The 24,960-nt window shown below is 72.9% G+C and carries 21 protein-coding genes; 10 read left to right on the top strand and 11 right to left on the bottom strand.

The genetic code is table 11. From position 1 onward, the window contains the following. Window positions 1–8: 8 nt before the first annotated feature. From AB0G11_RS04145 to AB0G11_RS04130, 4 genes are read right to left on the bottom strand one after another with little or no spacing between them, the layout of a single operon-like run. Window positions 9–986, bottom strand: coding sequence for an oligopeptide/dipeptide ABC transporter ATP-binding protein (locus AB0G11_RS04145; protein ID WP_219508396.1), 978 nt, complete (start codon window positions 984–986; stop codon window positions 9–11). Further along, window positions 976–2,853 carry a dipeptide/oligopeptide/nickel ABC transporter permease/ATP-binding protein gene (locus AB0G11_RS04140; protein ID WP_357583863.1) on the bottom strand — a complete coding sequence of 626 codons (1,878 nt, stop codon included), beginning with the start codon at window positions 2,851–2,853 and terminating at the stop codon, window positions 976–978. The genes AB0G11_RS04145 and AB0G11_RS04140 overlap by 11 nt, the downstream gene beginning before the upstream one ends. Next, a complete protein-coding gene (locus tag AB0G11_RS04135; protein WP_357583861.1) occupies window positions 2,846–3,784 on the bottom strand; it encodes an ABC transporter permease in 939 nt (312 codons plus the stop codon). The genes AB0G11_RS04140 and AB0G11_RS04135 overlap by 8 nt, the downstream gene beginning before the upstream one ends. Next, window positions 3,781–5,409: an ABC transporter substrate-binding protein gene (locus AB0G11_RS04130; RefSeq protein ID WP_357583860.1), complete on the bottom strand. Its 1,629-nt coding sequence runs from the start codon at window positions 5,407–5,409 to the stop codon at window positions 3,781–3,783. Before AB0G11_RS04130 ends, AB0G11_RS04135 begins: the two co-directional genes overlap by 4 nt. 102 nt (window positions 5,410–5,511) lie before the next feature. Here AB0G11_RS04130 and AB0G11_RS04125 point away from each other — a divergent pair, with 102 nt between their 5' ends. Beyond that, window positions 5,512–6,138: a TetR family transcriptional regulator gene (locus tag AB0G11_RS04125; RefSeq protein ID WP_219508399.1), complete on the top strand. Its 627-nt coding sequence runs from the start codon at window positions 5,512–5,514 to the stop codon at window positions 6,136–6,138. Here the strand turns inward: AB0G11_RS04125 and AB0G11_RS04120 are convergent. From AB0G11_RS04120 to AB0G11_RS04110, 3 genes are read right to left on the bottom strand one after another with little or no spacing between them, the layout of a single operon-like run. Continuing rightward, window positions 6,135–7,049, bottom strand: a complete 915-nt coding sequence (locus AB0G11_RS04120; RefSeq protein ID WP_219508400.1) for a rhamnogalacturonan acetylesterase — start codon at window positions 7,047–7,049, stop codon at window positions 6,135–6,137. The two genes, AB0G11_RS04125 and AB0G11_RS04120, sit on opposite strands and share 4 nt — an antisense overlap. Window positions 7,050–7,059: 10 nt before the next feature. Then, a complete protein-coding gene (locus AB0G11_RS04115; RefSeq protein WP_219508401.1) occupies window positions 7,060–8,547 on the bottom strand; it encodes a long-chain fatty acid--CoA ligase in 1,488 nt (495 codons plus the stop codon). Beyond that, window positions 8,544–9,914, bottom strand: a complete 1,371-nt coding sequence (locus AB0G11_RS04110; protein ID WP_246645652.1) for a helix-turn-helix domain-containing protein — start codon at window positions 9,912–9,914, stop codon at window positions 8,544–8,546. Before AB0G11_RS04110 ends, AB0G11_RS04115 begins: the two co-directional genes overlap by 4 nt. A gap of 191 nt (window positions 9,915–10,105) precedes the next feature. On the opposite strand from AB0G11_RS04110, the gene AB0G11_RS04105 reads away from it, so the two are divergent. Genes AB0G11_RS04105 through AB0G11_RS04085 form a run of 5 tightly spaced genes read left to right on the top strand, consistent with a single transcriptional unit; the run spans window position 10,106 to window position 14,762 of the window. Further along, a complete protein-coding gene (locus AB0G11_RS04105; protein WP_357583859.1) occupies window positions 10,106–10,864 on the top strand; it encodes an ABC transporter ATP-binding protein in 759 nt (252 codons plus the stop codon). Continuing rightward, window positions 10,861–11,571 (top strand): ABC transporter ATP-binding protein, encoded by a 711-nt coding sequence (locus tag AB0G11_RS04100; protein ID WP_357583858.1) that lies wholly within the window; start codon window positions 10,861–10,863, stop codon window positions 11,569–11,571. Before AB0G11_RS04105 ends, AB0G11_RS04100 begins: the two co-directional genes overlap by 4 nt. A 2-nt stretch (window positions 11,572–11,573) precedes the next feature. After that, the gene (locus tag AB0G11_RS04095) at window positions 11,574–12,455 is read left to right on the top strand and encodes a branched-chain amino acid ABC transporter permease (protein WP_219508404.1); all 882 of its coding nucleotides are present in this window, start codon (window positions 11,574–11,576) and stop codon (window positions 12,453–12,455) included. Continuing rightward, window positions 12,452–13,471: a branched-chain amino acid ABC transporter permease gene (locus AB0G11_RS04090; protein ID WP_357583856.1), complete on the top strand. Its 1,020-nt coding sequence runs from the start codon at window positions 12,452–12,454 to the stop codon at window positions 13,469–13,471. The genes AB0G11_RS04095 and AB0G11_RS04090 overlap by 4 nt, the downstream gene beginning before the upstream one ends. 4 nt (window positions 13,472–13,475) lie before the next feature. Next, window positions 13,476–14,762 (top strand): ABC transporter substrate-binding protein, encoded by a 1,287-nt coding sequence (locus AB0G11_RS04085; RefSeq protein WP_357583854.1) that lies wholly within the window; start codon window positions 13,476–13,478, stop codon window positions 14,760–14,762. 122 nt (window positions 14,763–14,884) lie between these two features. Here the strand turns inward: AB0G11_RS04085 and AB0G11_RS04080 are convergent, their stop codons facing one another. After that, the gene (locus AB0G11_RS04080) at window positions 14,885–15,154 is read right to left on the bottom strand and encodes a MerR family transcriptional regulator (protein WP_219508417.1); all 270 of its coding nucleotides are present in this window, start codon (window positions 15,152–15,154) and stop codon (window positions 14,885–14,887) included. A gap of 694 nt (window positions 15,155–15,848) precedes the next feature. Here AB0G11_RS04080 and AB0G11_RS04075 point away from each other — a divergent pair. The 3 genes from AB0G11_RS04075 (at window position 15,849) to AB0G11_RS04065 (ending at window position 17,939) form a co-directional block, all read left to right on the top strand. Continuing rightward, the gene (locus AB0G11_RS04075; protein ID WP_219508407.1) at window positions 15,849–16,187 is read left to right on the top strand and encodes a YciI family protein; all 339 of its coding nucleotides are present in this window, start codon (window positions 15,849–15,851) and stop codon (window positions 16,185–16,187) included. Window positions 16,188–16,224: 37 nt separating this feature from the next. Beyond that, window positions 16,225–17,391, top strand: a complete 1,167-nt coding sequence (locus tag AB0G11_RS04070) for a sigma-70 family RNA polymerase sigma factor (RefSeq protein ID WP_357583852.1) — start codon at window positions 16,225–16,227, stop codon at window positions 17,389–17,391. A 116-nt stretch (window positions 17,392–17,507) separates the two neighbouring features. Continuing rightward, window positions 17,508–17,939, top strand: a complete 432-nt coding sequence (locus AB0G11_RS04065; RefSeq protein WP_219508408.1) for an ester cyclase — start codon at window positions 17,508–17,510, stop codon at window positions 17,937–17,939. 73 nt (window positions 17,940–18,012) lie between these two features. Here the strand turns inward: AB0G11_RS04065 and AB0G11_RS04060 are convergent, their stop codons facing one another. Then, window positions 18,013–19,512 (bottom strand): M28 family metallopeptidase, encoded by a 1,500-nt coding sequence (locus AB0G11_RS04060; protein WP_357583850.1) that lies wholly within the window; start codon window positions 19,510–19,512, stop codon window positions 18,013–18,015. 162 nt (window positions 19,513–19,674) lie between these two features. After that, window positions 19,675–21,144: an alkaline phosphatase PhoX gene (locus tag AB0G11_RS04055; protein ID WP_357583848.1), complete on the bottom strand. Its 1,470-nt coding sequence runs from the start codon at window positions 21,142–21,144 to the stop codon at window positions 19,675–19,677. Window positions 21,145–21,234: 90 nt separating this feature from the next. Between AB0G11_RS04055 and AB0G11_RS04050 the strand changes: the two genes are divergently transcribed. Further along, a complete protein-coding gene (locus tag AB0G11_RS04050) occupies window positions 21,235–22,893 on the top strand; it encodes a DUF4434 domain-containing protein (protein WP_357583847.1) in 1,659 nt (552 codons plus the stop codon). Between the two features lie 763 nt (window positions 22,894–23,656). On the opposite strand, the gene AB0G11_RS04045 is transcribed toward AB0G11_RS04050, so the two are convergent. Next, window positions 23,657–24,928 carry a DUF6493 family protein gene (locus tag AB0G11_RS04045; RefSeq protein WP_357583845.1) on the bottom strand — a complete coding sequence of 424 codons (1,272 nt, stop codon included), beginning with the start codon at window positions 24,926–24,928 and terminating at the stop codon, window positions 23,657–23,659. Between the last annotated feature and the right edge of the window lie 32 nt (window positions 24,929–24,960).

The raw sequence follows: 24,960 nt of genomic DNA, 5'->3' as shown, positions 1-24,960 counted from the left end.
TCGTTCTCCTATTGGTCGGGATAGTGGCAGGCGACGAAGTGGTCGCCGCCGTTCAGCGAGCGGATCTCGGGCTCCTCCGCGGCGCACCGGGCGGCGGCGCGGGGGCAGCGGGTACGGAAGCGGCAGCCGGTGGGCGGGCTGACCGGCGACGGCGGCTCGCCGGTGATGAGCCGGTCGGCCGGGGGCAGGCCGAGGCCGCCGCCGGGGATGGAGGCGAGCAGCGCCCGCGTGTACGGGTGGGCGGGGCGGGCGACCAGCTCCTCGCTGGGGGCGAGCTCGCACGTCTTGCCCAGGTACATCACCAGGACGCGGTCGCTGACGTTCTTGACCACGGCCAGATCGTGGGCGATGAACACGAGCGTCAGCCCGAAACGGGCCTTGAGGTCCTCCAGCAGGCCGAGGATCTGGGCCTGCACCGACACGTCGAGCGCCGACACCGGCTCGTCGCAGATCACCACCTCGGGCTCCAGCACGAGGGCGCGGGCGATGGAGACGCGCTGGCACTGCCCGCCGGAGAACTCGTGCGGCCGCCGCTCGGCCGCCGTGGCCGGGTCGAGGCCGACGGCCTCCAGGACCTCGTCGACGGCCAGGCCGTCGTGGCCCCACACGCGCGGCCCCTCGGCGACGATGTCGCGGACGCGGCGGCGCGGGTTGAGCGACGAGATCGGGTCCTGGAAGATCATCTGAAGCCGTCGCCGGGTGCGCCGCAGCGCCTCGCCGCGCAGCGTGGTCAGCTCGACGCCGTCCAGCCGCACCGAGCCGGATCGCGGCGGCGGGAGCTGGATGAGCGCCCGCGCGGTGCTCGACTTGCCGCAGCCGGACTCGCCGACGATGCCCAGCGTCTCGCCCCTGGCCAGGTCGAAGCTCACCCCGGACACGGCTCTGACGGTACGGCCGCGCCCGGCGGGGAACTCGACCACCAGGCCGACGGCCTGGAGCAGCACCTCGTCACGCGGGCGCAGGTGCGCCGTCCCGCTACCGGCCATGGCTGTCCGCCCCTTCGCTCTCCGTCATGGTCCTGCCCACCGGGTGCCAGCAGGCATGCAGGTGGCCGCCCTCCGCCACCAGCGGGGGAGCCTGCTCGGCGCACCGGTCGCGGGCGTAGGCGCACCGGGGCCGGAACGCGCAGCCGTCCGGCACGGCGGCCAGGTCGGGCGGCCGGCCGGGGATGACGCGCAGCCGGTGGTGCGCGGGGTCGGTCAGCCGGGGCGCGGCCTGGAGCAGCGCCTCGGTGTACGGCATGCGGGTGCGCTCGAACACGTCGGCCGCGGGCCCGCGTTCGACGACCTTGCCCGCGTACATGACGATGACCTCGTCGGCCCACTGCCGCACCACGGACAGGTCGTGGCTGACGAGCACCACGGCCATGTCGCGCTCCTCGCGCAGCCGGTGGACGAGGCGCAGCACCTGGTCCTGGACGGTGACGTCGAGCGCGGTCGTGGGCTCGTCGGCGAACAGCACGTCGGGCCCGCATGAGAGCGCCATGGCGATGGTGACGCGCTGCCGCATGCCGCCGGAGAGCTGGTGCGGGTAGCGGCCGAGCGTGCGGGCCGGGTCGGGGATGCCGACGGAGGCGAGCAGCCGGGCCGCCTCCTCGCGCGCCTGCCGGCGACTCATGCCCAGGTGGACCCGGAGCGGCTCGGCGACCTGGGCGCCGATCGTGCGCACGGGGTTGAGCGCGGTCATCGGGTCCTGGAAGACGGCGCCCAGCCGGCGGCCGAGCACCTGGCGCATCCGTTCGGGGGTGAACGCGGTCAGCTCGTCGCCCCCCAGGTGGACGTGCCCGCCGCGCGCCACGCCCGCGCCGGGCAGCAGGCCGAGGACGGAGCGGATCAGCATCGACTTGCCGGAGCCGGACTCGCCGACGACGGCCAGCGTCCTGCCGCGTTCGAGCGTGAACGACACCCCGTCCACGGCCTTGACGGGGCCGCGCGGGGTGAGGAAGTGCGTGCGCAGGTCGTCCACCTGGAGCAGCGCGCCGGTGAGCGGCCGGGGCCCGGCGGACGGCAGGGCCGCCGGGGCCTGCCGCGCCGGTTCCAGGCCGCTTGGCCGCACGTCGCCGGCGGCCCGCAGCCGGTCGCCGACCAGGTTGAACGACAGCACGGTCAGGAACATCACGATCGACGGCGCGAGCACGACGTGCGGCGCGGTCTCCATCAGCGCCCGCCCCTCGTTGATCAGCCCGCCCCACGTGGGCGTCGGCGCCTGCACCGACAGGCCGAGGAAGGCCAGGCTGCCCTCCGCGACGACGACCACGGCCATGCCGACGAAGGCGTACGAGGCCGCGGGCACGGCGACGTTGGGCATGATCTCCCGCCACAGGATGCGCCGGTCGCGCACGCCCAGCACCCGGGCGGCGAGCACGAACTCCCGCTCGGCGAACGACAGCGTCGCCCCGCGGATCAGCCGCGTCCACGCGGGCACCCCGAGGACGCCGAGGACGACGAGCACGTTGCGCAGGCTGGCCCCGGCGAAGGCGACCACGGCCAGCGCGAACACCAGCGCCGGGAAGGCCAGCGCCACGTCGTTGACCGCCATGATCACCGCGTCGGCGGCCCGCCTGCGGTACCCGGCCAGCACGCCGAGCGGGGCGCCGATGGCCAGGCCGAGGACGACCGCGCCGATGCCCACGCCGAGCGAGACGCGCGCCCCGTGCACGACCCTGCTGAGCACGTCGCGGCCGAGGCCGTCGGTGCCGAACGGGTGCGCGGCGCTGGGCCCGGCCTGGGGCGGCCCGGCCAGCGTCTCGTCGTAGCGGGCGATGGGCAGCAGGTCGGCCAGCACGGCGGCGGCCAGCACGAGCGCGATCCACGCGACGGCGATCCAGAACCCGGCCCCGAGCCGCCTACGCACGCCGGATCCTCGGGTCCACGGCGGCGTACACGACGTCGACGGCGAAGTTGACCAGCACGTAGCCGACGGAGATCAGCACGACGCCTCCCTGAACGGTCAGGTGGTCGCGGGAGAAGATGGAGTCGACGATGAGCCGCCCGATGCCCGGCAGCCCGAACAGAGTCTCGATGATCACGGTGCCGCCGATGAGCGCGCCCATGTTGAGCCCGACGGCGGTGATCAGCGAGATCGCCGACGGGCGCAGCGCGTGCCGCCACAGGATGCGGCGCGGCGACAGCCCGCGGGCGCGGGCGAGCGTGATGTAGTCCTCCTGGAGGGTGGCGATCAGGTCGGCGCGCAGCAGCCGCGCGTACACGGCGAGCTGCCCGCAGCCGAGCGTGACGGCGGGCAGCAGCACCGAGGTGATGTTCCACCCCAGATCCACCGAGATCGGCGTCCAGCCGGTGGCGGGCACCACCTGCCAGGTGACCGCGAACAGCAGGATGAGCAGCACCCCGAGCACGAACACCGGCGTGGACAGCAGCGCGAAGCTCAGCGCGGTCAGCGCCTGGTCGAGCGCCCTCCCGGCCCGGCGCGCGGCGGCGATGCCCACGGGGACCGCCAGCCCGAGCGCCACGACCTGGGCGGCCACGAGCAGCTCCAGCGTGACCGGCAGCCGCTCGGCCAGCTCGCCCGCGACCGGCGTCCGGGTGATGGGCGAGGTGCCGAAGTCGCCGGTGAGCAGGTCGCCGAGCCAGCCCGCGTAGCGGACGAGCAGCGGCTCGTCCAGGCCGAGTTCCTGCCGGAGCCGCGCGCGGGCCTCCTCGTCCGCGCCGATGCCGAGGATCTGCGTGACCGGGTCGCCGGGCAGCAGCGCGAGCATCACGTAGGACAGGAACGTCACCACGAGCAGCACGATCACGAGCCGGGCCAGCCGGTGCAGGACGATCACCGCGGGCTGACCCAGAGCTGCGTGAACGGGTGGTACGGCACGGGCGAGCCGGTCAGCGGCAGCCCCTTCTCGCCGTCGGGCAGCACCTGCTCGCCGATGCCGCGCACCTTGGTCCTGGCCACGACCGCGCCGGTGTCGAGGTGGTCGACGAACACGAACGGCACCAGCTCGCGCAGCCGCTCCTGGACGGTGGCGTACGCCTGCTTGCGGGCGCTCTGGTCCGGGTTCGTCCGGCCGAGGTCGAACGCCTTGCTGAGCTTGTCGTCCCGCAGCCGGGTGAAGTTCAGCGAGACCTGGCCGACGGGCTTGGAGTACGCCTGGTGCATCCAGATGTACTCGCCGTCGGGGTCGGGGGAGGAGAACTGCACCCATACGGTGGCGGCGTAGTTGCCGGTGACCGCCCGGTTGATGAGGTCGGCCTGGTCGGCCTGCTTGATCGTCACGTCCACGCCGGCCTTGCGCCACATGTCCTGGGCCAGCTCGATGCCCTGCATGGTGTTCGGGTCGGGGGTGGAGATGATCTCGAACGCGATCGGTCCCTTCTCCGCCTCGACCTCCTTGACCAGCGCGGTCGCCTTGGCCAGGTCGTAGGCGGGGTAGGCGCCGCCACCGGCGTACCACGGGGAGTCGCGCGACCACGGCCCGTCGGCCGGCTGGGTGAGCCCGCCGCGCAGCGTCTTGATGATCGTCGCCCGGTCCAGCGCGTGCGCGAGCGCCCGGCGCACCCGCAGGTCGTCGAGCGGGGCGACGGCGGTGTTGAGCAGGAACATGTACTCCGGCACCGCCATGCCCCGGGCCCGATGAACGGTGTAGGCGTCCTTCTGGCCGCCGTACTTGGTGATGTCCTCGTCGCGGGTGGTGCCCATGGCGTCGATGCCGCCCGCTTCCAGGGTCTGCGCCCGGGTCTGGCTGTCGGGCAGGATGCGGAACTCGATCTCGTCCAGGTACGGCAGCCCGTCCCGCCAGTAGTCCGGGTTGCGGGTCACGACCATGCGGCTGTCGGGCACGTACTCCTTGAAGACGAACGCGCCGGTGCCGACGGGTTTTACGCTGGCCGTCCCGGGGTCGCGCAGCGACGCGGGCGGCACGATCATGCCGAGCTGGGCGGCCAGGTAGTAGGGGAAGGCCACCCACGGCTGGTTGAGCTTGACCGTGACCGTCATCGGGTCGGTGAGCTCGAAGGACTCGACGGGCACGAGGACCGCGTTGTTGAGCGGGGAGGCCTTCTGCGCCTCCAGGTTGGCCTTGACGACGTCGCCGGTCAGGGCCAGGCCGTCGTGGAAGGAGATGCCGGGCCGGACCTTGATCGCCCACTCGTCGTAGGTCTCGTTCGGGGTGAGCGATTCGGCGAGGTAGGGCTTCCAGTCGCCGTTCGCGTCAACGGTGACGAGGGGTTCGATGACGGTGCCGACCATGCTGTAGCTCTGCGAGGCGAACTGGTCGGTGACGGGGTTGAGCCCGTTGGCGTCGGCGCTGAGCCCGTAGACCAGCCGGCCGCCTCTCTGGGGGCCTGACGGCGCCTTCGACGACGGGTTTTCCGGCACGGCGACGGGCCGTTGCCCGCTGCACGCGACGAGCAGCAGCGTCGCCAGCGACAGTGCCGCGGGCCCTCTCCAGCGTTTCATCGACGCCTCCTCCCGGTCAGCCCCCGAGAGCAATTTCACCGATAGTACTATCGGTGAAATTCGACACAAGCCCCTTGGCTAGAGTTGTCGCCGGAGGTGCCCGTGACCCACACACCGCTCACCAGGAGCGAGGCCAAGGACCTGACCAGGCGCAGGCTGATCCGGGCGGCGCTGGCGATCCTCGACAAGGAGGGCGAGGCCGGACTGACCACCCTCAAGGTCGCCAAGGCCGCGGGCATCGCCCAGTCCACCTTCTACGTCCACTTCAAGGACAAGCAGGACCTGCTGCGCTCGCTCGGCGACGAGGGCGGCGAACGGCTGCGCCGGTCCATGCGCGAGGTCCGGCGGCAGGCGCGCGAGACCCACGACGCCGAACGGCACCGCGAGGCCTTCCGCATCCCGATCGAGGCCATCTGCCGCCACCCCGAGCTGCTGCGCATCCTCCAGCGGGCCCGCCACGACCCGGCCTCGCCGCTGCGCGAGTTCGCCATCGAGACGGCGGCCGCCTACCGCGACCACCACGCCGCCGACCTGGCCGCGCTCGGCTACACCGCCGACGACGAGCGCGACCGGCGGCGCCTGGAGATGATCGCCGAAGGCGTCAACGCGGCCACCAACGCGCTGGCGCTCGGCCACCTCGAAGGCCGCTACCCCGACGTCGAGGAGGTGCTCGACGTGCTCGTCGCGCTGTCCAACGGGGCGCTGCGGCTGCTCAGGTCGGGAGCCTAGGCCGCCCAGTGGGTGGCCGGGAGCAGCGCCAGCTTGTTGAGGGCGGTCGCGACCAGGTCGGCGAAGACCGAAGCGCCGTGCTCGGAGGTGTGGGTGTCGTCCTGCTTCTCCCGCGACAGGTAGAGCGACTTCGACTCCTCCGGGCCCAGTGACTCGACCAGCTCACGGCTGTCGCGGGTGAGGTCGATGAGCGCCACGCCCTGCGCCGCCGCCACCGTGCGCATCTCCGCCGGCAGGTCCACGCCCAGCCCGTTGACGATCAGCCCGTCGAGGTCCAGCCGGGAGCCGGTGAAGCGGCGCCGCACGACCGGCGTCACCAGCACCGGCGTCGCGCCCCTGGCCTCGATGCCGTGCACGATCCGCGTCAGGTTGGAGCGGAACTCGACGGCGCTGGTCTGCTTGTCGTTGTGGCCGAACTGCACCAGCGCCACGTCACCGGGGCAGAGCTGGTCGCGCATCTCCGCCCACATCGCCGGATTGGCCAGGAACGACGCCGAGCTCTCACCCGACCCCGAATGGTTGACCACCGACAGGCCGCGCCCGAAATGGCGAGGCAGCCGCTGACCCCACCCGGTGTAGGGGGCGGTCGCCTGGTCGGTGACCGTGGAGTCGCCCGCCAGGAACAGCGCCCGGCCGCGGGTGCGCGCCAGCTCGATCGCGCGCACCTCCGGGGCCGGGCCGGTGAACGTCAGCGTCAGCCCCGGGCAGCCGTCGCCGTCGTAGCCGTTCTGCTGGCTCTCCGGCGTGCGGACGTTGACAGTGAACGCGTGCCGCGCCGGGCCGTCGCCGGGCGAGGCGATCGCCATCAGCCGGCGGGCCTCGGCCAGCACGTGTGTGGTCGCGCCACCGATCACGACAGACACGTCATAGTGTCCCGGGTCGACGTCGAAGATGCGGATGATCGGTGTCACGGGGTCCCTTTTATCGCCCGCCTGTGCTGAGTGGCAGGGCGATGGCGCGCTTGAGGATCTTGCCGGTCGGGGTAACCGGCAGCTCGTCCACGAACGAGACGTGCCGGGGGTATTTGTAGGCCGCCACCCGTTCGCGGACAAACGCGCGCAGCGTCTCGGCGTCGACAGGCATCCGCAAGGCCACCACGGCGGCGATCTCCTCTCCGAGTTCGGGGTGGGGGACCCCGATCACCGCGGCCTGCCTGACGGCCGGGTGCTCGTAGAGGACCTCCTCCACCTCGCGAGAGTACACGGTATAGCCCCCGCGGATGATCACATCGCGTCGTCTGTCCACCAGGAAGAAAAAACCATCCCCGTCGACCCTTCCGAGGTCCCCGGTATGAAACCAGCCACCCCGGATGGCCTCCGCCGTGGCCGCCGGATTGTTCCAGTAGCCCTTCATCACGTTCGGGCCGCGGATGACGATCTCGCCCACCTCGCCGCACGGCACCTCGTGGCCGTCCTCGTCCACGACCCGCATCTCGATGCCGCGCACCGGCCAGCCGACCGAGCCGGGGCGGCGGCCGTCGCCGCTGCGGTTCGTGGCGGCCAGCGCCGAGGTCTCGCTGAGCCCGTACCCCTCGACGATGCGGCAGCCGTAGCGGGTCTCGAAGGCGCGCAGCACGTCCACCGGGAGCGGGGCGCCGCCGGAGACGCAGACCCGCAGCAGCGACAGGTCGGAGACGCCCGGATGGTCGAGCAGCGCGATGTACATGGTCGGCACGCCCTGCAGCACCGTCACCCCGTCGCGGCGGATCACCTCCAGCGCCCGGCCCGCCTCGAAGCGGCGCATCAGCGTCAGCCGCGCGCCCGCGTGCACGGTCGCGTTGAGCGAGCAGGTCTGGCCGAAGGAGTGGTAGAGCGGTAGCGCCCCCAGCACCACGTCGTCGACGCCGAGCGCGTGCATGCGGGCCACGGTGGCGGCGTTGCCGCCCAGGTTGCCGTGGGTGAGCTCGATGCCCTTGGCCCGGCCGGTGGTGCCCGCCGTGTAGTGGATCACCGCGGTCTCGCCGTCGTCGCGCGGGACGACGCCCTCCTGCGGCGGCAGGCCGCGCAGCAGCCGGCGGAACTCGTCGGGGACGACGAAGAACAGGTCGGTGCGGGTGCCGGCGGTGCCCGCCTCGGCGGTCTCGGCGAACGCGTGCCAGGCGATCAGCAGCCGGGCCTGGCAGTCGCCCACGTACGAGGCGATCTCACGTTTTCTCAGCAGCGGGTCGAGCGGGACCACCACGGCCCCGACCCGCAGCACCCCGTAGTAGACGGCGGCGAACTCCGGCACGTTCGGCAGCATGATCGCCACGCGGTCGCCGGGCCCGACGCCGCGCTGCCGCAGCAGCGTCGCGATCCGCGCGGTCATCAGGTCGAGCGCGGCGTAGCTGAGCCGTGTCTCGTCCAGCGTGACGACCGTCCGTTCGCCGAGTCGCTCGGCGGACCTGTGGAGCCGGTCGGCGAGGTTCATGGCAACGACCGTACGCCGGGTGCCCCTCGGTCCTCATTGGTCGCGGTGGCCAGTCTTTTCCCGTCGGGATTGGTGGGGGGCAGCGCGTCCTGGAGCGCGATGGCCACCAGCAGCTCCACGAGGTCGTCGATGCGGCGCAGGCTGAGCCCGGTGCGCTCCTGGATGCGGCGCAGCCTGTACTGCGCGGTGTTGGGGTGGATCTGCAGCCGTTCGGCGGCGGTGCGCAGGTTGAGGTCGGCGGCGGCGAAGGCGCGGATCGTCGCGGTGAGCACGCCGCCGCGCGCCCGGTCCTCGTCCAGCAGCGCGGTGATGCGCGGATCGACCAGGTGGCGCGCGGTGTCGTCGGCGCGCAGCGCCAGATACTGGAACGCGGTGATCCGGGGCAGCGCGGCCACGCCGCCGCCCTCGGGCAGGAAGTCGAGCACCGCGCGGGCCTCCTGGTAGGCCTGCGGGATCTGGGCGGTGCCCGCGCCGACGGTGCTGATGCCCATCGCCAGCACGATGCCCTCGGCCAGCAGCGTCTCGCGCACGGCCTGGAGCCGGTCGCACAGCTCGCCGGCGTCGCCACCTGGGCCGAGCACCGGGATGGCCACGATCTCCGACTGCCGCACCACCGACAGCGTCCGCCCGCCGGGGCCGCCGGACCTGGCGATGGCCGCGCAGGCCGCGTGGCGGGCGTCGGCGCCCCGGTCGGGCCCTCTCGGCACGGCCGTGCGCAGCCCGAGCACGACGGCCACGACCACGAGCAGCGGCGTGCGCGACTCGGGCGCCAGGCCGTGCGCCTGGGCGGCGGCGAGCTGCGGTCCGCGCGTCGGCATCGCCCCGGCCAGCAGCGTCTCCAGCAGGTCGCGGCTCTCGCGCACCGCCTCAGCGGCGGCGTACTGCTGGAACTCCATGTAGGCGTTGGCGGCGTGCGTGCTGGCGAAGTCGCAGTAGCGCATGACCATCGCGGCCAGCGACAGCGCGGCCTCGTGGCCGGCGAACGAGCGTCCTGCCCTGGCCAGCACCGACTCCCAGAAGACCTGCTGGCCGACGCGGAAGGCGTTGATGTAGTCGGCCAGCGGGAGCCCGGCCCTGGCCCGGCGCATGGCGGCCTGCCGGGTGTGGGCGACGTCGTCCGGCGTCACCGTCCGCTCCTCCAGGAGGACGGCGAGCTTGCTGCCGTAGTGGCGCATCACCTGGTCGCGCACGTCGGCCAGGAACTCGGGGGTCTGGGCCGCGTAGGCGGGGATCTCGGCCCGCATGGCGGCCACCGCCGTGTCGGCCAGGTCGTCGAGGTCGGCGAGCAGCTCGGCGAGGATGCGCGCGCGCTCGGCGCGGACAGGCCCGGCGCCGGTGAACGTCTCCATGCCGGAAGCACTGGACATGCCCGGGATGATCCATGCCGGTCGCGGCGCGGTCAACGGGTTGTGACCGGTCCGAGACAGAGCCTGTGCTCCGACGACAACCTTCGCGGCGCAGGTTGGGTCACCGTGCCCAATGCGGTCATAGACGGCCGGATCCTACGCTGACCCCAATTGCAGAACAATCTTCCGCTCGCTGCGCCCCAGGAGGCCGGATGCTGGAAGTACACGATCTCACGGTCCGCTTCGGAGGCATCACCGCGCTGGACGGCGTCGGCTTCTCCGTCGCCGCCGGCGAGATGGTGGGGCTGATCGGACCGAACGGCGCCGGCAAGACCACCCTGTTCAACTGCCTCACCCGGCGCTGCGACGCCGACGGGGGAACGGTCCGCCACGAGGGGAAGGGCCTCCTGGCGGTGCCGCCGCACGCCATCGCGGCACTCGGCATCGCCAGGACCTTCCAGAACCTCGGCCTGTTCCCCCGCATCTCCGTACGCGACAACGTCATGGTCGGCGCGCACCACCGGGGCCGCGCCGGCTTCCTGACGGCGGCGCTGCGGCTGCCCGGCGTGCGCGGCGAGGAACGCGGGCTGCGCGCCGAGGCCGACGCTGTGCTGCAACGCCTCTCCCTGTCCCACGTCGCCGACCACCCGGCGGCCGGGCTGCCGTTCGGCACGCTCAAACGGGTCGAGCTGGCCAGGGCGCTCATCGGCCGGCCCCGGCTGCTGCTGCTCGACGAGCCGGTCAACGGGCTCAACTCGGCCGAGGTCGAGGAGTTCGCCGGCACGCTGAGCGCGCTGCGCGACGAGCACGACCTGACCGTGGTCGTCGTCGAGCACCACATGGGCTTCGTCATGGGCACCTGCGAGCGGATCGTCTGCCTCGACTTCGGCAGGAAGATCGCCGAAGGGCCGCCCGAGCAGGTGCAGCGCGACCCCGGCGTCATCGAGGCCTACCTGGGGACGGCGGTATGAGCGAGCTGACGGTCCACGACCTGCACGCCGGGTACGGCGGCGCGCAGGTGCTGCACGGCGTGAGCCTCACCGTGGGCGAAGGCGAGATCTGCGCGATCCTCGGCCCCAACGGCGCCGGCAAGACGACCCTGCTGCGCGCCCTGTCGGGCATGGTCAAGGGACGCGGCAGCGTCCGGCTCGACGGCGCCGAACTGCTCGGCCGCCCGCCCGACGCGCTCGCCCGCCTGGGCGTCGCCCACGTCCCGGAGGGGCGCGGCACGTTCACCCAGCTCACCGTCGAGGAGAACCTCCGGCTCGGCGCGTACGTCCGGCGCTCCGGCGTGGAGGCCGACCTGGAGCGCGTCTACACCTACTTCCCCGCGCTGAAACCCCGGCTCAGGCAGGCGGCGGGCAGCCTCAGCGGCGGCGAGCAGCAGATGCTCGCGCTCGGCCGGGCGCTCATGCTGCGCCCCCGGCTGCTCCTGCTGGACGAGCCCTCCCTGGGCCTGGCCCCGCTGGTCACCAGGGAGCTGTTCCACATCGTGCGGGCCGTCAACGAACAGGAGCGGACCACCGTGGTCGTCGTCGAGCAGAACGCCCATCTCGCCCTCGGCGTCGCCCAGCAGGCGCACGTCCTGGAGACCGGCAGGATCGTGCTGTCGGGCAACGCGGCCGACATCCGGGCCGACGAGCAGGTCGCCCAGTCCTACCTCGGATACCGGGTCTAGTCATGGCCGGATTCCTGCAACAGGTCATCGTGGGGCTCGGCACCGGCGCCATCTACGCCAGCCTCGCCCTCGCGCTCGTGCTCATCTACCGGTTCACCGGGATCGTCAACTTCGCCCAGGGCGAGCTGGCCATGTTCTCGGCCTACATCGCCTGGCAGTTCACCGCCGCGGGCGTGCCGTTCTGGCTGTCGCTGGTGCTCGCGCTGGCCGTGTCGTTCGCGGGCGGCATGCTCGTCGAACGGGTGATCATCCGGCCGGTCGAGGGCGCGCCCGAGCTGACCGTGGTCATCGTCACCGTGGGGCTGTTCATCTTCGTCAACGCCGCCGCCGGCTGGATCTGGACGTTCCTCATCAAGGACTTCCCCAACCCGTTCCCGGGCGGCGCGCTGCACGTGGGCGGGCTCAGCGTGGCCTTCTCCACGCTCGGCGTCCTGGCCGTCGTGGGGGTCGTCATGGGGCTGCTCTACCTGCTGTTCCAGCACACCAAGATCGGGCTGGGCATGCGGGCGGTGTCGGCCAACCCCGACTCGGCGCGGCTCGTCGGCATCCGCGTCGGCTGGACGCTCGCGCTCGGCTGGGGGCTGGCCGCCACCGTCGGCGCCGTGTCCGGCGTGCTCGTCGCGCCGCTGCTGTTCCTGGAGCCGAACATGATGGGCGGCGTCCTCATTTACGCCTTCGCCGCCGCCACGCTCGGCGGCTTCGACAGCCCGCTCGGCGCCGTCGTCGGCGGGCTCGTCGTGGGCGTGGCCGAGACCCTGGCCGGCGCGTACGTCACCGCCATCGGGCCCGACCTCAAGGTCGGCGTGCCGCTGGCGATCATCCTCGGCGTCCTGCTGCTGCGGCCCCAGGGCCTGTTCGGGCGAGCGGTGGTGGAGCGGGCATGAGCGAGTCGACGCAGGTGAGCGACCGTACGACCGCCCGCGAGCAGGCCCCGGCCCGTCGCGCGGCGACCCGATGGCGGTGGGCCGCGGCGGCGGCGCTGCTGGCGGCGGCCGTCTACGCGCCCTTCCAGCTCGTGCCGTTCCACGTCTTCCAGCTCACCATGGTGCTGATCTACGCTGTGGCGCTGCTCGGGCTGAACCTGCTCGTCGGGCACGCCGGGCAGATCTCCCTGGGGCACGGGGCGTTCTTCGCCGTCGGCGCCTACACCGCGGCGATCCTGCTCGACCGGTGGGACGCGCCCTACCCGCTGACCCTGCCCGCCGCCGCCCTGGTCGCGTTCGTGCTCGGGCTGGCGTTCGGGGTGCCCGCGATGCGGCTGCGCGGGCTCTATCTGGCCCTGGTCACGCTGGCCATCGCGATCTTCCTGGTGCCGCTGCTCAAGCGGTTCGAGGAGGTCACCGGCGGCTCGATGGGGCTGTCGCTGGCCAAGCCCGCCCCGCCCGCGTGGAGCGGGCTCGCCGAGGACCAGTGGCTGTACTTCCTCGCCCTGGCCGTCACCGTCGCCGCGTTCCTGCTGGCCGCGAGCCTGCTGCGGTCCCGGGTCGGGCGGGCCCTGCACGCCGTCCGCGACGACGAGGCCGCGGCCGAGGTCATGGGCGTGCGGCCGGCGTACTACAAGACGCTGGCCTTCGCGTGGAGCGCGATGTTCGCCGGGATCGCCGGGTGCCTCTACACGTGGGTGATCGGGTTCGTCTCGCCCGACTCGTTCGTGGTCAACCTGTCGATCACCCTGCTGGCCGGGCTCGTCGTCGGCGGGCTCGGGTCGCTGTCCGGCCCGGTGCTCGGCGCACTGTTCGTGATGTTCGTGCCGAGCATCTCCCAGGACGTCAACGAGGCCGCGCCCGGCGTCATCTTCGGCCTCCTCATCATCGCGGTCATGTACGTCGCGCCGACCGGGCTGGCCGGGCTGGCCGGACGCGCCGCGAACTCGATCAAGAAGACCCTCCGGAAGGGGTAACGGCATGCGTTTATCTGCGATCGGCCGCACGGCGGTGACGGCCACCCTGCTGATCGCCGCGGCGGCCTGCGGAGGGCGGGACACCGGCGGCGGAGACGCCCAGGCCACGGGCGCCACGGGCGGCCAGTGCGCCGGCCAGCAGACCACCGGCATCACCGACACCACGCTCAAGCTCGGCGGCATCTACCCGCTGTCGGGTCCCGCGTCCGCGTACGGCGCCATCCCCAAGGGCATCAAGGCCTACTTCGACTATGTCAACGCCGAGAAGGGCGGCATCGGCGGGCGCAAGGTCGAGTTCGTCGTGCGCGACGACGGCTACCAGCCGCCCAAGGCCGTCGAGGAGGCGCGCCGGCTGGTCGAGCAGGAGCAGGTGTTCGCCCTCTTCCAGACGCTCGGCACCCCGTCCACCACCGCGACCTGGGACTACACCAACCAGCAGAAGGTCCCGCAGGTCTTCGTCGCCACCGGCGCGTCCGTGTGGGGGACCGACACCGCGCACCCGTGGACCATCGGCTGGCAGCCCAACTACGTCTCCGAGGCCCGCGTCTACGCCCAGTTCCTCAAGCAGGAGCACCCGGACGCCAAGGTCGCCGTCCTCTACCAGAACGACGACTTCGGCAAGGACCTGCTCGGCGGCTTCAAGAACGCCATCGCCGGCACCGGCGTCACGATCGCGGCCGAGCAGAGCTACGAGGTCTCCGACCCGACCGTGGACCCGCAGATGCGCAACCTGGCCGAATCCAAGGCCGACGTGTTCCTCAACGTCACCACGCCCAAGTTCGGCTCCCAGGCGCTCGCCGCCGACGCCAAGAACACCGCCTGGAACCCGCTGCACATCGTCAACAACGTCGCCGCCTCCATCACCGTGCTCAAGCCCGTCGGCTTCGAGAACGTGCAGGGCGTTGTCTCCGCCACTTACTACAAGGACCCCGTCGACCCCACCTGGGCCGACGACGCCGAGATGAAGCTCTACAAGGCCAAGATGCAGCAGTACGCGCCCGACGCCGACCCGCAGGTGCCCTACCACGCCTTCGGCTGGGCCGTGGCCAGCAGCTTCCACAAGGCGATGGAGGCCGCCAAGTGCCCCACGCGGGAGGGGCTGCGCGACTCGGTCCGCAACCTGCAGGGGATTCAGGTGGACATGCTGCTGCCCGGCGTGAAGCTGGAGACCGGGCAGGGTGACGGCTTCCCGATCGAGTCGCTGCAGCTCATGCGGTTCAAGGGCGAGCGGTGGGAGCTGTTCGGCGAGGTGATCGACACCCGCAAGGAGTTCGGCCCGCTCACCGGCTGACGCTGCGAGCCAGGGCCGCCGTCTTCCCTCCGGGGCGGCGGCCCCGGGCGGGTGACGGCGTCGAGCCGGTCGGCCTGGTCAGCGCAGTCAGGACCAGGCCACGGGATGACGGCCGCGAGGCGCTAGCGGTTCCGGGCCGCGCGCTCGCGCTCGTACGCGGCGTTGATGCGCAGCGCCTCGGCGAGCTGGTCCTCCAGGATGATGATCCGGCAGGCGGCCTCGACCGGAGTGCCCTGGTCGACGAGCTCGCGGGCCCGGGCGGCCAGGCGAAGCTGGTAGCGGGAGTAGCGCCGGTGGCCGCCACCGGAGCGTTTCGGCTCGATCAGCTTGGCGGCGCCCAGAGCCCGGAGGAACGTCGGGGTGACGCCCAGCATCTCGGCTGCCGCGCCCATGCTGTAGGCGGGGTAGTCCTCGTCGTCGAACCGGTCCTCGGCCGTGTGTTCGGCCGGCTCGGCCGGTTCGGCAATCCTGCCGCGGGCGAGCGTGTCACCCTCGGCGTTCGAACGGCGTTGATCCATACATTCCTTTCCGAAACGCGAACAGGGGGCCCCGGCGCAGGTCGCGCCGGGGCCCCGAAGAGTTCAACACCATCTACCGGCCATCAGGCCGGCTCATCTTTTCCGCATCCACCGCGCTGGGCGGCGGTGATGCGCGGATCGCGGATGCGTGACCGTAGACCACCTTCCTAACTGTGGAACTGCGGTACCCGAGCGGCGAGACTCAGCCGGCAACGGGCGATCCCGATGGCGTCAACACTCCCTTCATCTTTCTCTTCCGGACCTTTGTCCTACTTCACTTGCGGCAGCGCGTCCACGGTCGGGGCCCCTAACCACTGCGCTGGCCCGTCACGTCCGACCTTCTGCCATCCAATACTCCGGGCGGTTCGTCGTGGTGCTTACTGCTGCCGCCCGGCGAATCAGTTCCTTGCGATGTCAGAAAGACTAGCTCGCTCGCCACCAAATGTCTACTACGGCCGTGACAGATTTTCGGTAGCGGCGGAATCGGGAAGTCGGTGGGGCGGTGGGCGTCCCTTCCGGCGCCGCCCGTTCGTCGTGAAGATGGGGAACCCATGCCGCGGAGGATGCGATGCAGTACGCCTTGATGATCTACAGCGAGTCCAGCTACCTGGAGGGGCTGCCGGACGACGAGCGCGAGGCCGCCCACGCCGACTACCGCGCGCTGGCCGAGGACGACCGGTTCGTCTCGGCGGCGCAGTTGGAGCCGGCGGAGACGGCGACCTGCGTGCGCCTGGCGGGCGGCCGGACGCTGATGACCGACGGGCCGTTCGCCGACACCAAGGAGGTGCTCGGCGGGTTCTGCCTGATCGAGGCGGCCGACCTGGACGAGGCGGCGGAGCTGGCGGCGCGCATCCCGGCGGTGCGGCTCGGCGGCACCGTGGAGATCAGGCCGCTGGCCCAGCCCTGACCTGATCGGATCGGATGGATCGGATCGGAGGAGAACGGTGCTGGAGGAGGCGTTCCGCGACGAGTGGGGCCGGGTCGTGGCCTCGCTGGTCGGGTTCCTCGGCGACTTCGACCGGGCCGAGGACGCCGCCCAGGAGGCGTTCGCCGTGGCGGCGCGGACCTGGCCGAGGACCGGGCCCCCCGACTCGCCGGGCGCGTGGCTGGTGACGACGGCCCGCAACCGGGCGATCGACCGGCTCCGCAGGGAGCGCGCCCTGGCCGGGAAGATGCACCTGCTGGCGGAGCCGGAGGCCACCGTGGACGAGGCCGACGACACGTTGATCAAGGACGAGCGACTTGAGCTGATCTTCACCTGCTGCCATCCGGCGCTGCCCCTGGAGGGCCAGGTGGCGCTCACGCTGCGCGCGCTCGGCGGCCTGAACACCGCCGAGATCGCCCGCGCGTTCCTGGTGTCCGAGGAGACCATGAAACGGCGCCTGACCCGCGCCAAGACCAAGATCAGGGCGGCGGGCATCCCGTTCACGGTGCCGGGCGCGCACCTGCTGCCCGAACGGCTCGACGCCGTGCTGGCCGTCCTCTACCTGATCTACAACGAGGGCTACAGTGGCCGCGTCGACCTCGGCGCCGAAGCCATCCGCCTGGGACGGGTGCTGGCCGCGCTCCTGCCGGACGAGCCCGAGACGTACGGGCTGCTGGCGCTGATGCTCATCCACCACGCCCGGCGGAGGGCCAGGTTCGCCGGCGAGCGGGGCGAGGATTTGGTGCTGCTCGACGACCAGGACCGGTCGCTGTGGGACCTGGACCGGATCGCCGAGGGCCGGGCGGTGCTCGACCGGGCGATCGCGCTGGGCGGGCGCGGCGCGTACGTCGTCCAGGCCGCCATCGCCTCACTCCAGGCGCACGAGCGGGTCGACTGGCCGCAGGTCGCCGAGCTGTACCGGCGGCTGGCGGCGCTGACCGGCTCGGCGGTGGTCGAGCTCAACCGGGCCGTGGCGCTCGCTCAGGCCGGCGACCCGGCCGGGGCGCTGTGCGCCGTCGACCGGCTCGACCTGGACGGCTACCTCTACTTCCACTCCACGCGCGGCGAGCTGCTGCGGCGGCTCGGCCGCGACGGCGAGGCCAGGGCCGCCTACCGGCGGGCGCTCGACCTGGCCGTGTCGACCCCGGAGCGGCGGTTCCTCACCCGGCGGCTCGAACAGCTCTGACCCTGTCCCGGCGGCCGTCGCCCGTTCGTCCCCTGGGTAGGAACGCGCTCCCGCGGATCGTGCTCGCCGCGCTCGTCGTCCGGGGGCGGTTCGGCCCTACCGACAAGGAGAACCGCATGTCCGCCATCGCCGAGGCCAACAAGGCCACCCTCCGGCGCTTCCACGACGCCGTCAGCTCCGGGGACGCCGAGTTCATCGCCAGGACGATCGACGAGATCGTCGACCCGGGCGTGCTGATCCGCACGCCGCTGCCGATCCGGACGGAGGGCGTCGAAGCGCTGAAGGAGGTGCTGCTGACCCTGCACAGCGCCTTCCCCGACCTGCGCGTCGAGGTCGAGGACGTGATCGCCGAAGGGGACAAGGTCGTCACCAGGAACACCTGCACCGGCACGCACCTGGGCGAGTACCTGGGCCTGGCGCCCACCGGCCGGTCCGTCACGTACAAGGAGATCCTCATCGCCCGGTTCGCCGGTGGGCGGCTCGCCGAGACCTGGGCGGTCGTCGACGTGGCCGCGCAGATGCGGCAGCTCGGCGTGCTCCCGGGCTGACCGTGCTCCCGGGCTGACCGTGCTCCCGGGCTGACCGTGCCCCCGCCGGTCCCGGGACCGGCGGGGCGGGAGATCACTCGCGGGCGTCCGGCGCCGACAGCACCGCCGTGGTGGCGGCCGGGCGGCGCGGGATGTCCCGCAGGCTGAAGGCGTACCTGGCCGTGGAGTCCGCGATCGCGTCGGAGTTCACGTCCAGGGCCGTCGCGTTGACGTTCGACAGCGTGTCGCACGCCTGGTGGTAGCAGGGGTCGAACGCGACGCCCGCCGTGCCGCCGAACAGCGCGGCCTGCTCGGGCGTCTTGATCTGCTCGGCGCCGGTGAAGATGCCGCCCGACGGGATGCCGACCGCGATGAACGGCCCGTAGTCGGAGCGGCCGTCGAAGTCGGTGCCGATCGTGGGCAGGCGGCGGGCCTCGTAGAAGTCCTCGAACCCGGCCTCGATCTCGGCGGACCCGGCAGGCCCCGCGGGCGCGCCGGTGGCGTCGGAGTCGTCACCGTCATAGAGGAACGTCGCGTGGTTGGGCGAGGCGATCATGTCGAAGTTCAGGTAGAGCCTGATCCGGTCCCGCTCGGCCTGGCTCAGGCTCTCGACGTACTGGTCCGAGCCCAGCAGGCCGATCTCCTCGGCGGCCCAGAACGCGAAGCGCACCTTGTTCCTGACCGGGAAGTGCCGCATCTGCAGCGCGGTCTCCAGGATGGCGGCGCTGCCGGAGGCGTTGTCGTTGATGCCCGGTCCCTCATGGACGCTGTCGAGGTGGCCGCCGACCATGACGACGTTGCGCGGGTCGCCGCCCCGCGTCTCGGCGATCACGTTCTCGTCGGTGCCGAGCGTCAGCGTCGCGTCCACCTTGAGCCTGACCTGCGTGGCCGGCGTCGCCGCCAGCGCCTGGCCGACGGCGAAGTCGGCGTAGACCATCGGCACCCCGGCCCGCCACTCGCCGATGTCCAACGGGTTCGCCTCGGTGCGGCCCGGCTGGCCCTCGTTGAACACGATGATCCCGGACGCCCCGGCGAACCCGGCGAGCCGGATCTTCGTCGCGAACGGGCAGGTGCCGCGCTGGATGAGCGCGATGTTGCCCGCCTGGAAGCCGGCGAAGTCCGACGCCTCGCAGCCGCTGGTCGACGACGGCGCCGGCGACGGCGGCAGTGTCAGGTCCACGCCCTGCACGAGCGCCGTCACGTCCCCGGCGGGCGACGGCTGGAAGGTGTAGAAGTCCTCGTTCGGCGTGTACGAGCCGAGCAGCGGCGGGGAGTTCTCCGTCCAGCCCTCGACGAAGTTGATCGGCTGGAGCGAGACCTTGTAGCCGGCCTGGCGCAGCTTGCCGGCCACGTAGTCGCGGGAGGCGTCGTAACCGGGCGTGCCGGCCGCCCGGTTGCCGCCGTTGGCCGTGGCCAGCGCCTGGAAGGTTTTCAGATGTTTGTTGACGTTGACGCCCTTGACCTTCTTCACCAGCAGCCTGGCGAAGGCGTCGTCCGCGTGCCCCCCGGCGTGGGCCGGTGGCGCGAGGGCGAGGGGCACGGCGATGGCCGTGGCCACGGCCAGGGCACGGATGACGCCTTGACGAAGACGCATGATCATTTCGCACTTCCCATGGGACAGCCTGAAGCACCCGTTTCCCCCGAGGCGTGCTGAAGGGAACGTATTACCGCGGTTCCCTGCTGAGAAGCCCCGGCCGGCCCAGGGAATGTGCGAGATTCCGGACAATCCTGCGGTTGACGGCGTGGCCGCCGCTGTCTATAGGGGCCCTCTCCACCAGGGGCCGCGGATGGCGTACGTCCGGCCCGGCGGGTCCAGCGACCGGGTGCCGCCGAGCTGGTTGACGAACAGCACCGACCCGTCCGGGCTGAAGCACGCCCCCGCGAACTCGCTGTCGTCGGCGATGTTCACCGCGAACTCGAACGGCTCACCGCCGCGCGGGTCCAGCCCGATCAGCCGGTTGACGTTGGTCAGGCCCGGAGCCAGCGGGTGCGGGTCGTCGTCCTCCGACGCGTCGTCCTCGCACAGCACGATGCCGCCGCGCGGGGTGAACGTCAGGTTGTCCGGCGAGTCCAGCTCCTTGCGCCCGCGCGACTCGTACACCAGCACCAGCGTGCCGCCGGTGCGGCCGGGCACGTACTGCCAGACCTGGCCGTAGCCCTTCAGGTAGCCCTCCTCGTCAGGGCCGTCGCCGGTCTTGGCGTCGCCGCCGCTGGTGGAGTTGAAGAACACCGCCCCGTCACCCCACCAGCAGCCCTCCAGCCGGTTGAACTTGGCCGCGCCCTTGGCCAGCCCCTGCTGCGCGCAGGTCGCCGCGCCGTTCTCCAGGTCGGGGTCCGGGTCGTCGATCCGCACCCACTCGACCGGCAGCCGGGCGCCCATCCGCTGGGCCTCGCGGCAGTCGTAGCCGTCCACGCCGACGATCTTGAGCATCTCCAGCACGCCGCCGGCCGACAGATCGCGCGGGTTGCGGGGGCGGAACCGGTAGAACCCGTCGGGCTTGCCCGGATCGTCCTCGGTCTCGTACACGTACCCGGTGTACGGGTCGACGGCGACGGCCTCGTGCGAGAAGCGGCCCATCGCGGTGAGCGGCATGGACGCGGCCGGGCTGCCCGGCTCCGGGCCGTGCAGCGGCACCTCGAAGACGTAGCCGTGCTTGCGCTGCCAGCCCTGCTGCGGACCGGCCCACGTCTCCTCGCACGACAGCCAGCCCCGGTTGTGCAGCATGCGGCCGCCCGCGCAGTTGGCGATCGTGCCGTTGAGGCTGACGAAGTGGCGTAACAGCTCGCCGGTGCGCAGGTCCACCTCCAGCGTGGTGGTGCCGGCGACGCCCAGCTCGTCGTAGCGCTGCGAGCCCGGCACGTGCACGCGGCCGTCCGGGTAGCCGGGCGGCGTGCGCACCTCGTGGTTGCGGATCAGCCGGACCGTGTGGGAGCGGGTGCCGGGGAAGGCGGCCATGCCGTCGTGCGCCATCGGCGTCGGCACGCCGTCGGACATCGGCGTGCCCGTCTTGCCGAAGACGACGTAGGAGAATCCGGCGGGCAGGGCGAGCAGTTCCTCCCCGGTGTTGGTGGTGGGGGTGCGCTGCAGCTCGCCGTATCCCGCGTAGCCGGAACGGGGTGAGCGCCGTCCCGCGTCTGCCCAGGCGGCGTGCGCGCCCAGGGTGTTGATGGCGATGCCGCTCGCGAGCACGCCTCCGGTGGTGGCCAGGAAGGACCTACGCCTCATGCATGAACTCCTTGTGAACAAGAGATTTCCACACACTAAACGGATCTTGTGTCCCGGAGGCAGGCCCAAATGATCGCGTAGCCTGGACGGGTGCTCCAGCGGGTCCTGCGGATTGCGGTCGCGCTCACCGTCGTGGTTCTGGCCGTCCTCCCCGACGGCGGAGCCGGTCCCGGCCATGACCCCTGCCCGCCCCGCGACACCCGCGTCGCCGTCTCCTACCCGATCACCGGCTACTGGGTGATCCCGCGCGCCGACCGCTGCGCCACCCGGCGTACGGTCGAGGCCGTGCACGCCGTCGGCGGCGACACGCTCATCACGTTCGGCGCGCGCATCCTGCCCGCCCGGCCCGACGCCCGAGGCCGCATCCCCGCCGTCGCCGGCTGCGTCGAGGACGGCCGCACCTGCTACGAGGCCGCGCGGGCGACCGGCAGGCCCATCCGCCGCGTCTACACGTACGTGACGAGCGAACGGTTCGGCGACGCCGTGCTGCGCTGCCCCGGCCTCGACCGGCGCGTCGAGCACGACGGACGCACCTACTACCGGCTCATGCTCGCCCCCGCCTGCGACGCCGCCGCCTTCGACCTGCTCCTGATCGCCACCGACGGCGACGGCGTCGGCGACCTGCTCACCGAGGCCGCCGCGTACGGCATGGCCGTCATCCCCGGCCTGCCCGTGCCGCCCAAGGACCCCGCCAAGCCCTGGCTGCCCGACCTCGCCCACCTGCCGGCGCTCAACGAGCTCACCGCGCGCGTCATGGCCGACTACCGGCGCCGCCACGCCGCCTCACCCGCGCTCGGCGGCGTCTACCAGTCGTTCGAACTCGCCATGCGCGACCGCGCCGACGACGACCCCATCATCGCCCTGTACGCCGCCCAGCACGCCGTCGTCGCCGCCGGACTGCCCGGCGAGACGATCATGGTCAGCCCGTTCTGGGACGCCCGGCGCGGGCGTGGCTTCCCGCCCGCCCAGGTCGGCAAGGGCCTGGCCGACATCGCCGCCACCCGCGCCGGCGCGCCCATGGCCATCGCCGTCCAGGACGGGCGCGGCGTCGGCAAGGTCCCCGTCCACGGCCCCGACCAGGCCGCCGCCCCCGTCGACGCGCGCCTCCAACCCGTCGTCGGCCGCGTCGCCAACCAGGCCGCCTACTACGGCTCCACCCGCGACTACGTGGCCGCCGCCGCCCGCCACCTGACCCCCGGCGTCGAGCTCTGGGTGAACGTCGAGGTCTTCGAACCCACCCAGGTCGCCGGCGAGTGCGGCCGGGCCAACCCGTTCCCGCTGCGCGGCCGCGCCACCAAGAGCCGCGTCGACGCCCAGGTCGCCGCCGTCGGCCGGCACGCCAGCAAGATCATCTCGTACGGGTGGGACCCGTTCCTGACCTGCCGCCACTCCCACGCCACGCCGTCGCTGGCCGACGACCTCACCGCCCACGGGCAGCGGCCCATCATCGCCCACGCCCGCCCCGCCGCGTACGGCGGCCGCACCGGCGTCCTCGTCGAGGGCTACCACCTCGCGGGCGGCACCCTCACCTTCACCTACCGCCAGTCCGGCGGCGCCACCGCCCGGGTCACCGTCCCCCAGACCTGGCACGACCCGCGCACCGGCGCCGACCCCCGCCTCCCGGACGGCCTCCAGTCCGCCTGGGCCCCCTTCACCCCCCACCGCCCCGACCCCGCCCACCCCTGGATCACCATCACCGCCACCACCCCCACCGGCCCCACCACCACCCCGTACCCCTGGCATCCCTGACCTCCACTGGCCCCGAGGAACCCCCCACAGAGGCCCCCCGAGGCCCCCCGAGGTCCCCCGAGGCCAGGCCCCCCGAGGAACCCCCCGAGGAACCGCCCCCACCCGGGGCGGCCCCTCCACCCACCGCCGGCGGGAGGCCAAAGGCCGGCACAGCCGCCCATCCGCAGCCGTGCGGCGGGGTGCCCACCCACACGCCGGCCTCGCCACCGGCCCGCCTACCGTCCACCCCAATCCGGTCGCACCAGATCACCAAGTGAGGGGGCCCACGTGGGCCACCTTGCCGCCGCAAACGGCGGGGTCCGGCGCGGGCGGCCGGTCCGGGACCGGCTCCCCGCCGCAGCGGACGGCGGAGGCCCAATGAGGGCCTGGCCCTCCGTGGGATGGTCCCCGTGAGATGGCCCGCCCATGTGCGGCCTCCCCGTGTGCGGCCTCCCCGTGTGCGGCCTCCCCGTGTGCGGCGTCCCCGTGTGCGGCGGGGCCCGTGGGACGGCACCCCTGGGCGGCCCCCGTGGGACGGTCCGCCCGTGGGACGGTCCGCCTGTGGGACGGTCCGCCCGTGAGATGGCCCGCCTGTGGGACGGTCCCTGTGGGACGGTCCGCCTGTGGGGCGGCCCGCCTGTGAGATGGCCCGCTGTGGGACGGGTCGCCGCTGCAAACGGTGGGGTGAGGGGCGGGCGGTCCTCGATGGGCCTGCTGGCACGGCCGATGGGCGGGTGGCCAGGGGGCGGCGCCCGTCGAAGTGGCTTGCCGGGGCGAGGGGCGGTCAGGCTCGGGTGAGGGTGGTGGTGAGGTGGGCGTGGAGGTCGTCGTCCAGGGGGGTGGCGGCTTGGCGCAGGGTGGCGGCGGTGGCCGGGGTGAGGCGGGCGGCGTGGCGGAGCAGCAGCCGGACGGCTCGTTCCTGGACGGAGCGCGTGGGGTGGCCGAAGGTGGGCGTCAGGGCCGGGGTGAGGGTGTCGGCCAGGGCGGGGGAGGCGCGCAGGACGGCGGCGAGCCAGGAGAGCCCGGCGCGGACGAGGCCGGTCTCGCGGCGGAACAGCAGCGCCTCCAGGGCTTCCGCCAGGTCGGCCGGGTCGAGGGCGGGCAGCCGCCGCAGGTGGGTCAGCGCCAGCTCGGCGACGGGGCCGGGCGCGGTCGGGAGGAGGCGCAGGTACGTGGTCGCGTGGGCGGCGATCTCGGCCTCGGTGGGCGCCAGGGATTCGTGGAGCCGGGTGAAGAAGCGCAGCTCGATCGCGTCGCCGCCGAGCAGGAAGCGGCGGCGGCAGCCGTCGAGCAGCAGGTCGCGGCTGATCACGCCCTCCCGGGCGAGGGTGTGCAGGGCGGTGAGCCAGGACAGCGGCCCGTGCTGCTGGTGGCGCAGCGCCAGGCCGACGCCCTGGGCGGTGAACAGGCGCGGCAGCAGGCCGGGCAGCAGCGGGTCGCCGCGCAGGCTGCTCAGCAGGGCGTCGCGTGACACGTACGCCACCACCAGCGGGTCGTGGTCGGGCGGAGTGACGCCGGTGGCGCGCAGCAGCGCCAGGACGAGGGGGAGGGTGCGGTCGGAGCCGCGCTCGCGCGGGCGGGGCGGCCGGATGCGGAGGGCGAGCCGCACGGCCACGTCGGCCTGCCACTCGGGCGGGCGGGCGGCGATCACGTCCAGGAGGGGGCCGTGGTCGGCGAACAGCGGGTAGCCGTCGAGGTCCCACAGGTCGAAGTCGCGCCGGGTGATCCAGGCGGCCGCGGCGGCGGGGCTGAGCACGCCGGCGCCCGCGATCCGCATCGGCTCGGCCCATTCCGGATGGTCGTCGATCTCGTGCTCATGGTCCCAGGGGCGCGGGAAGGTTGAGGCGAGGCGGCGTTCCTGCTCGCGGTGGGCGCGGCGGGCGGCGGCGACCTCGGCCGCGTGGGCGCGGGCGACCAGGACGTGGCCGGGCAGCTCGCGGGCGACGAGGCGGCGGCCGGCGGCGTCGAGGGCGGTCACCGCGGCGACGGTGCCGGGGACGTCACCGGCGTCGATGAGGCGGCGCAGCTCGTCCCAGGGGGATTCCTGGCGTGTCATGACGCCGGAGCCTGGCAGAGCGCACCGACATT

The sequence above is a fragment of the Nonomuraea sp. NPDC023979 genome (genome assembly GCF_040639085.1).
Classification (GTDB): domain Bacteria; phylum Actinomycetota; class Actinomycetes; order Streptosporangiales; family Streptosporangiaceae; genus Nonomuraea; species Nonomuraea ceibae.
Note: the sequence above shows the minus strand (reverse complement) of the source record. Positions and strands in the feature narration are given on the sequence as shown.

Bases quoted from the DNA above. Each gene is read 5' to 3' on its own strand.
- AB0G11_RS04115 (WP_219508401.1), bottom strand. From the start codon at position 8,547: ATGAACCTCGCCGACCGGCTCCACAGGTCCGCCGAGCGACTCGGCGAA.
- AB0G11_RS04075 (WP_219508407.1), top strand. From the start codon at position 15,849: ATGCAGTACGCCTTGATGATCTACAGCGAGTCCAGCTACCTGGAGGGG.
- AB0G11_RS04110 (WP_246645652.1), bottom strand. From the start codon at position 9,914: ATGTCCAGTGCTTCCGGCATGGAGACGTTCACCGGCGCCGGGCCTGTC.
- AB0G11_RS04095 (WP_219508404.1), top strand. From the start codon at position 11,574: ATGGCCGGATTCCTGCAACAGGTCATCGTGGGGCTCGGCACCGGCGCC.
- AB0G11_RS04065 (WP_219508408.1), top strand. From the start codon at position 17,508: ATGTCCGCCATCGCCGAGGCCAACAAGGCCACCCTCCGGCGCTTCCAC.
- AB0G11_RS04130 (WP_357583860.1), bottom strand. From the start codon at position 5,409: ATGAAACGCTGGAGAGGGCCCGCGGCACTGTCGCTGGCGACGCTGCTG.
- AB0G11_RS04060 (WP_357583850.1), bottom strand. From the start codon at position 19,512: ATGCGTCTTCGTCAAGGCGTCATCCGTGCCCTGGCCGTGGCCACGGCC.
- AB0G11_RS04145 (WP_219508396.1), bottom strand. From the start codon at position 986: ATGGCCGGTAGCGGGACGGCGCACCTGCGCCCGCGTGACGAGGTGCTG.
- AB0G11_RS04105 (WP_357583859.1), top strand. From the start codon at position 10,106: ATGCTGGAAGTACACGATCTCACGGTCCGCTTCGGAGGCATCACCGCG.
- AB0G11_RS04055 (WP_357583848.1), bottom strand. From the start codon at position 21,144: ATGAGGCGTAGGTCCTTCCTGGCCACCACCGGAGGCGTGCTCGCGAGC.
- AB0G11_RS04045 (WP_357583845.1), bottom strand. From the start codon at position 24,928: ATGACACGCCAGGAATCCCCCTGGGACGAGCTGCGCCGCCTCATCGAC.
- AB0G11_RS04090 (WP_357583856.1), top strand. From the start codon at position 12,452: ATGAGCGAGTCGACGCAGGTGAGCGACCGTACGACCGCCCGCGAGCAG.
- AB0G11_RS04080 (WP_219508417.1), bottom strand. From the start codon at position 15,154: ATGGGCGCGGCAGCCGAGATGCTGGGCGTCACCCCGACGTTCCTCCGG.
- AB0G11_RS04085 (WP_357583854.1), top strand. From the start codon at position 13,476: ATGCGTTTATCTGCGATCGGCCGCACGGCGGTGACGGCCACCCTGCTG.
- AB0G11_RS04100 (WP_357583858.1), top strand. From the start codon at position 10,861: ATGAGCGAGCTGACGGTCCACGACCTGCACGCCGGGTACGGCGGCGCG.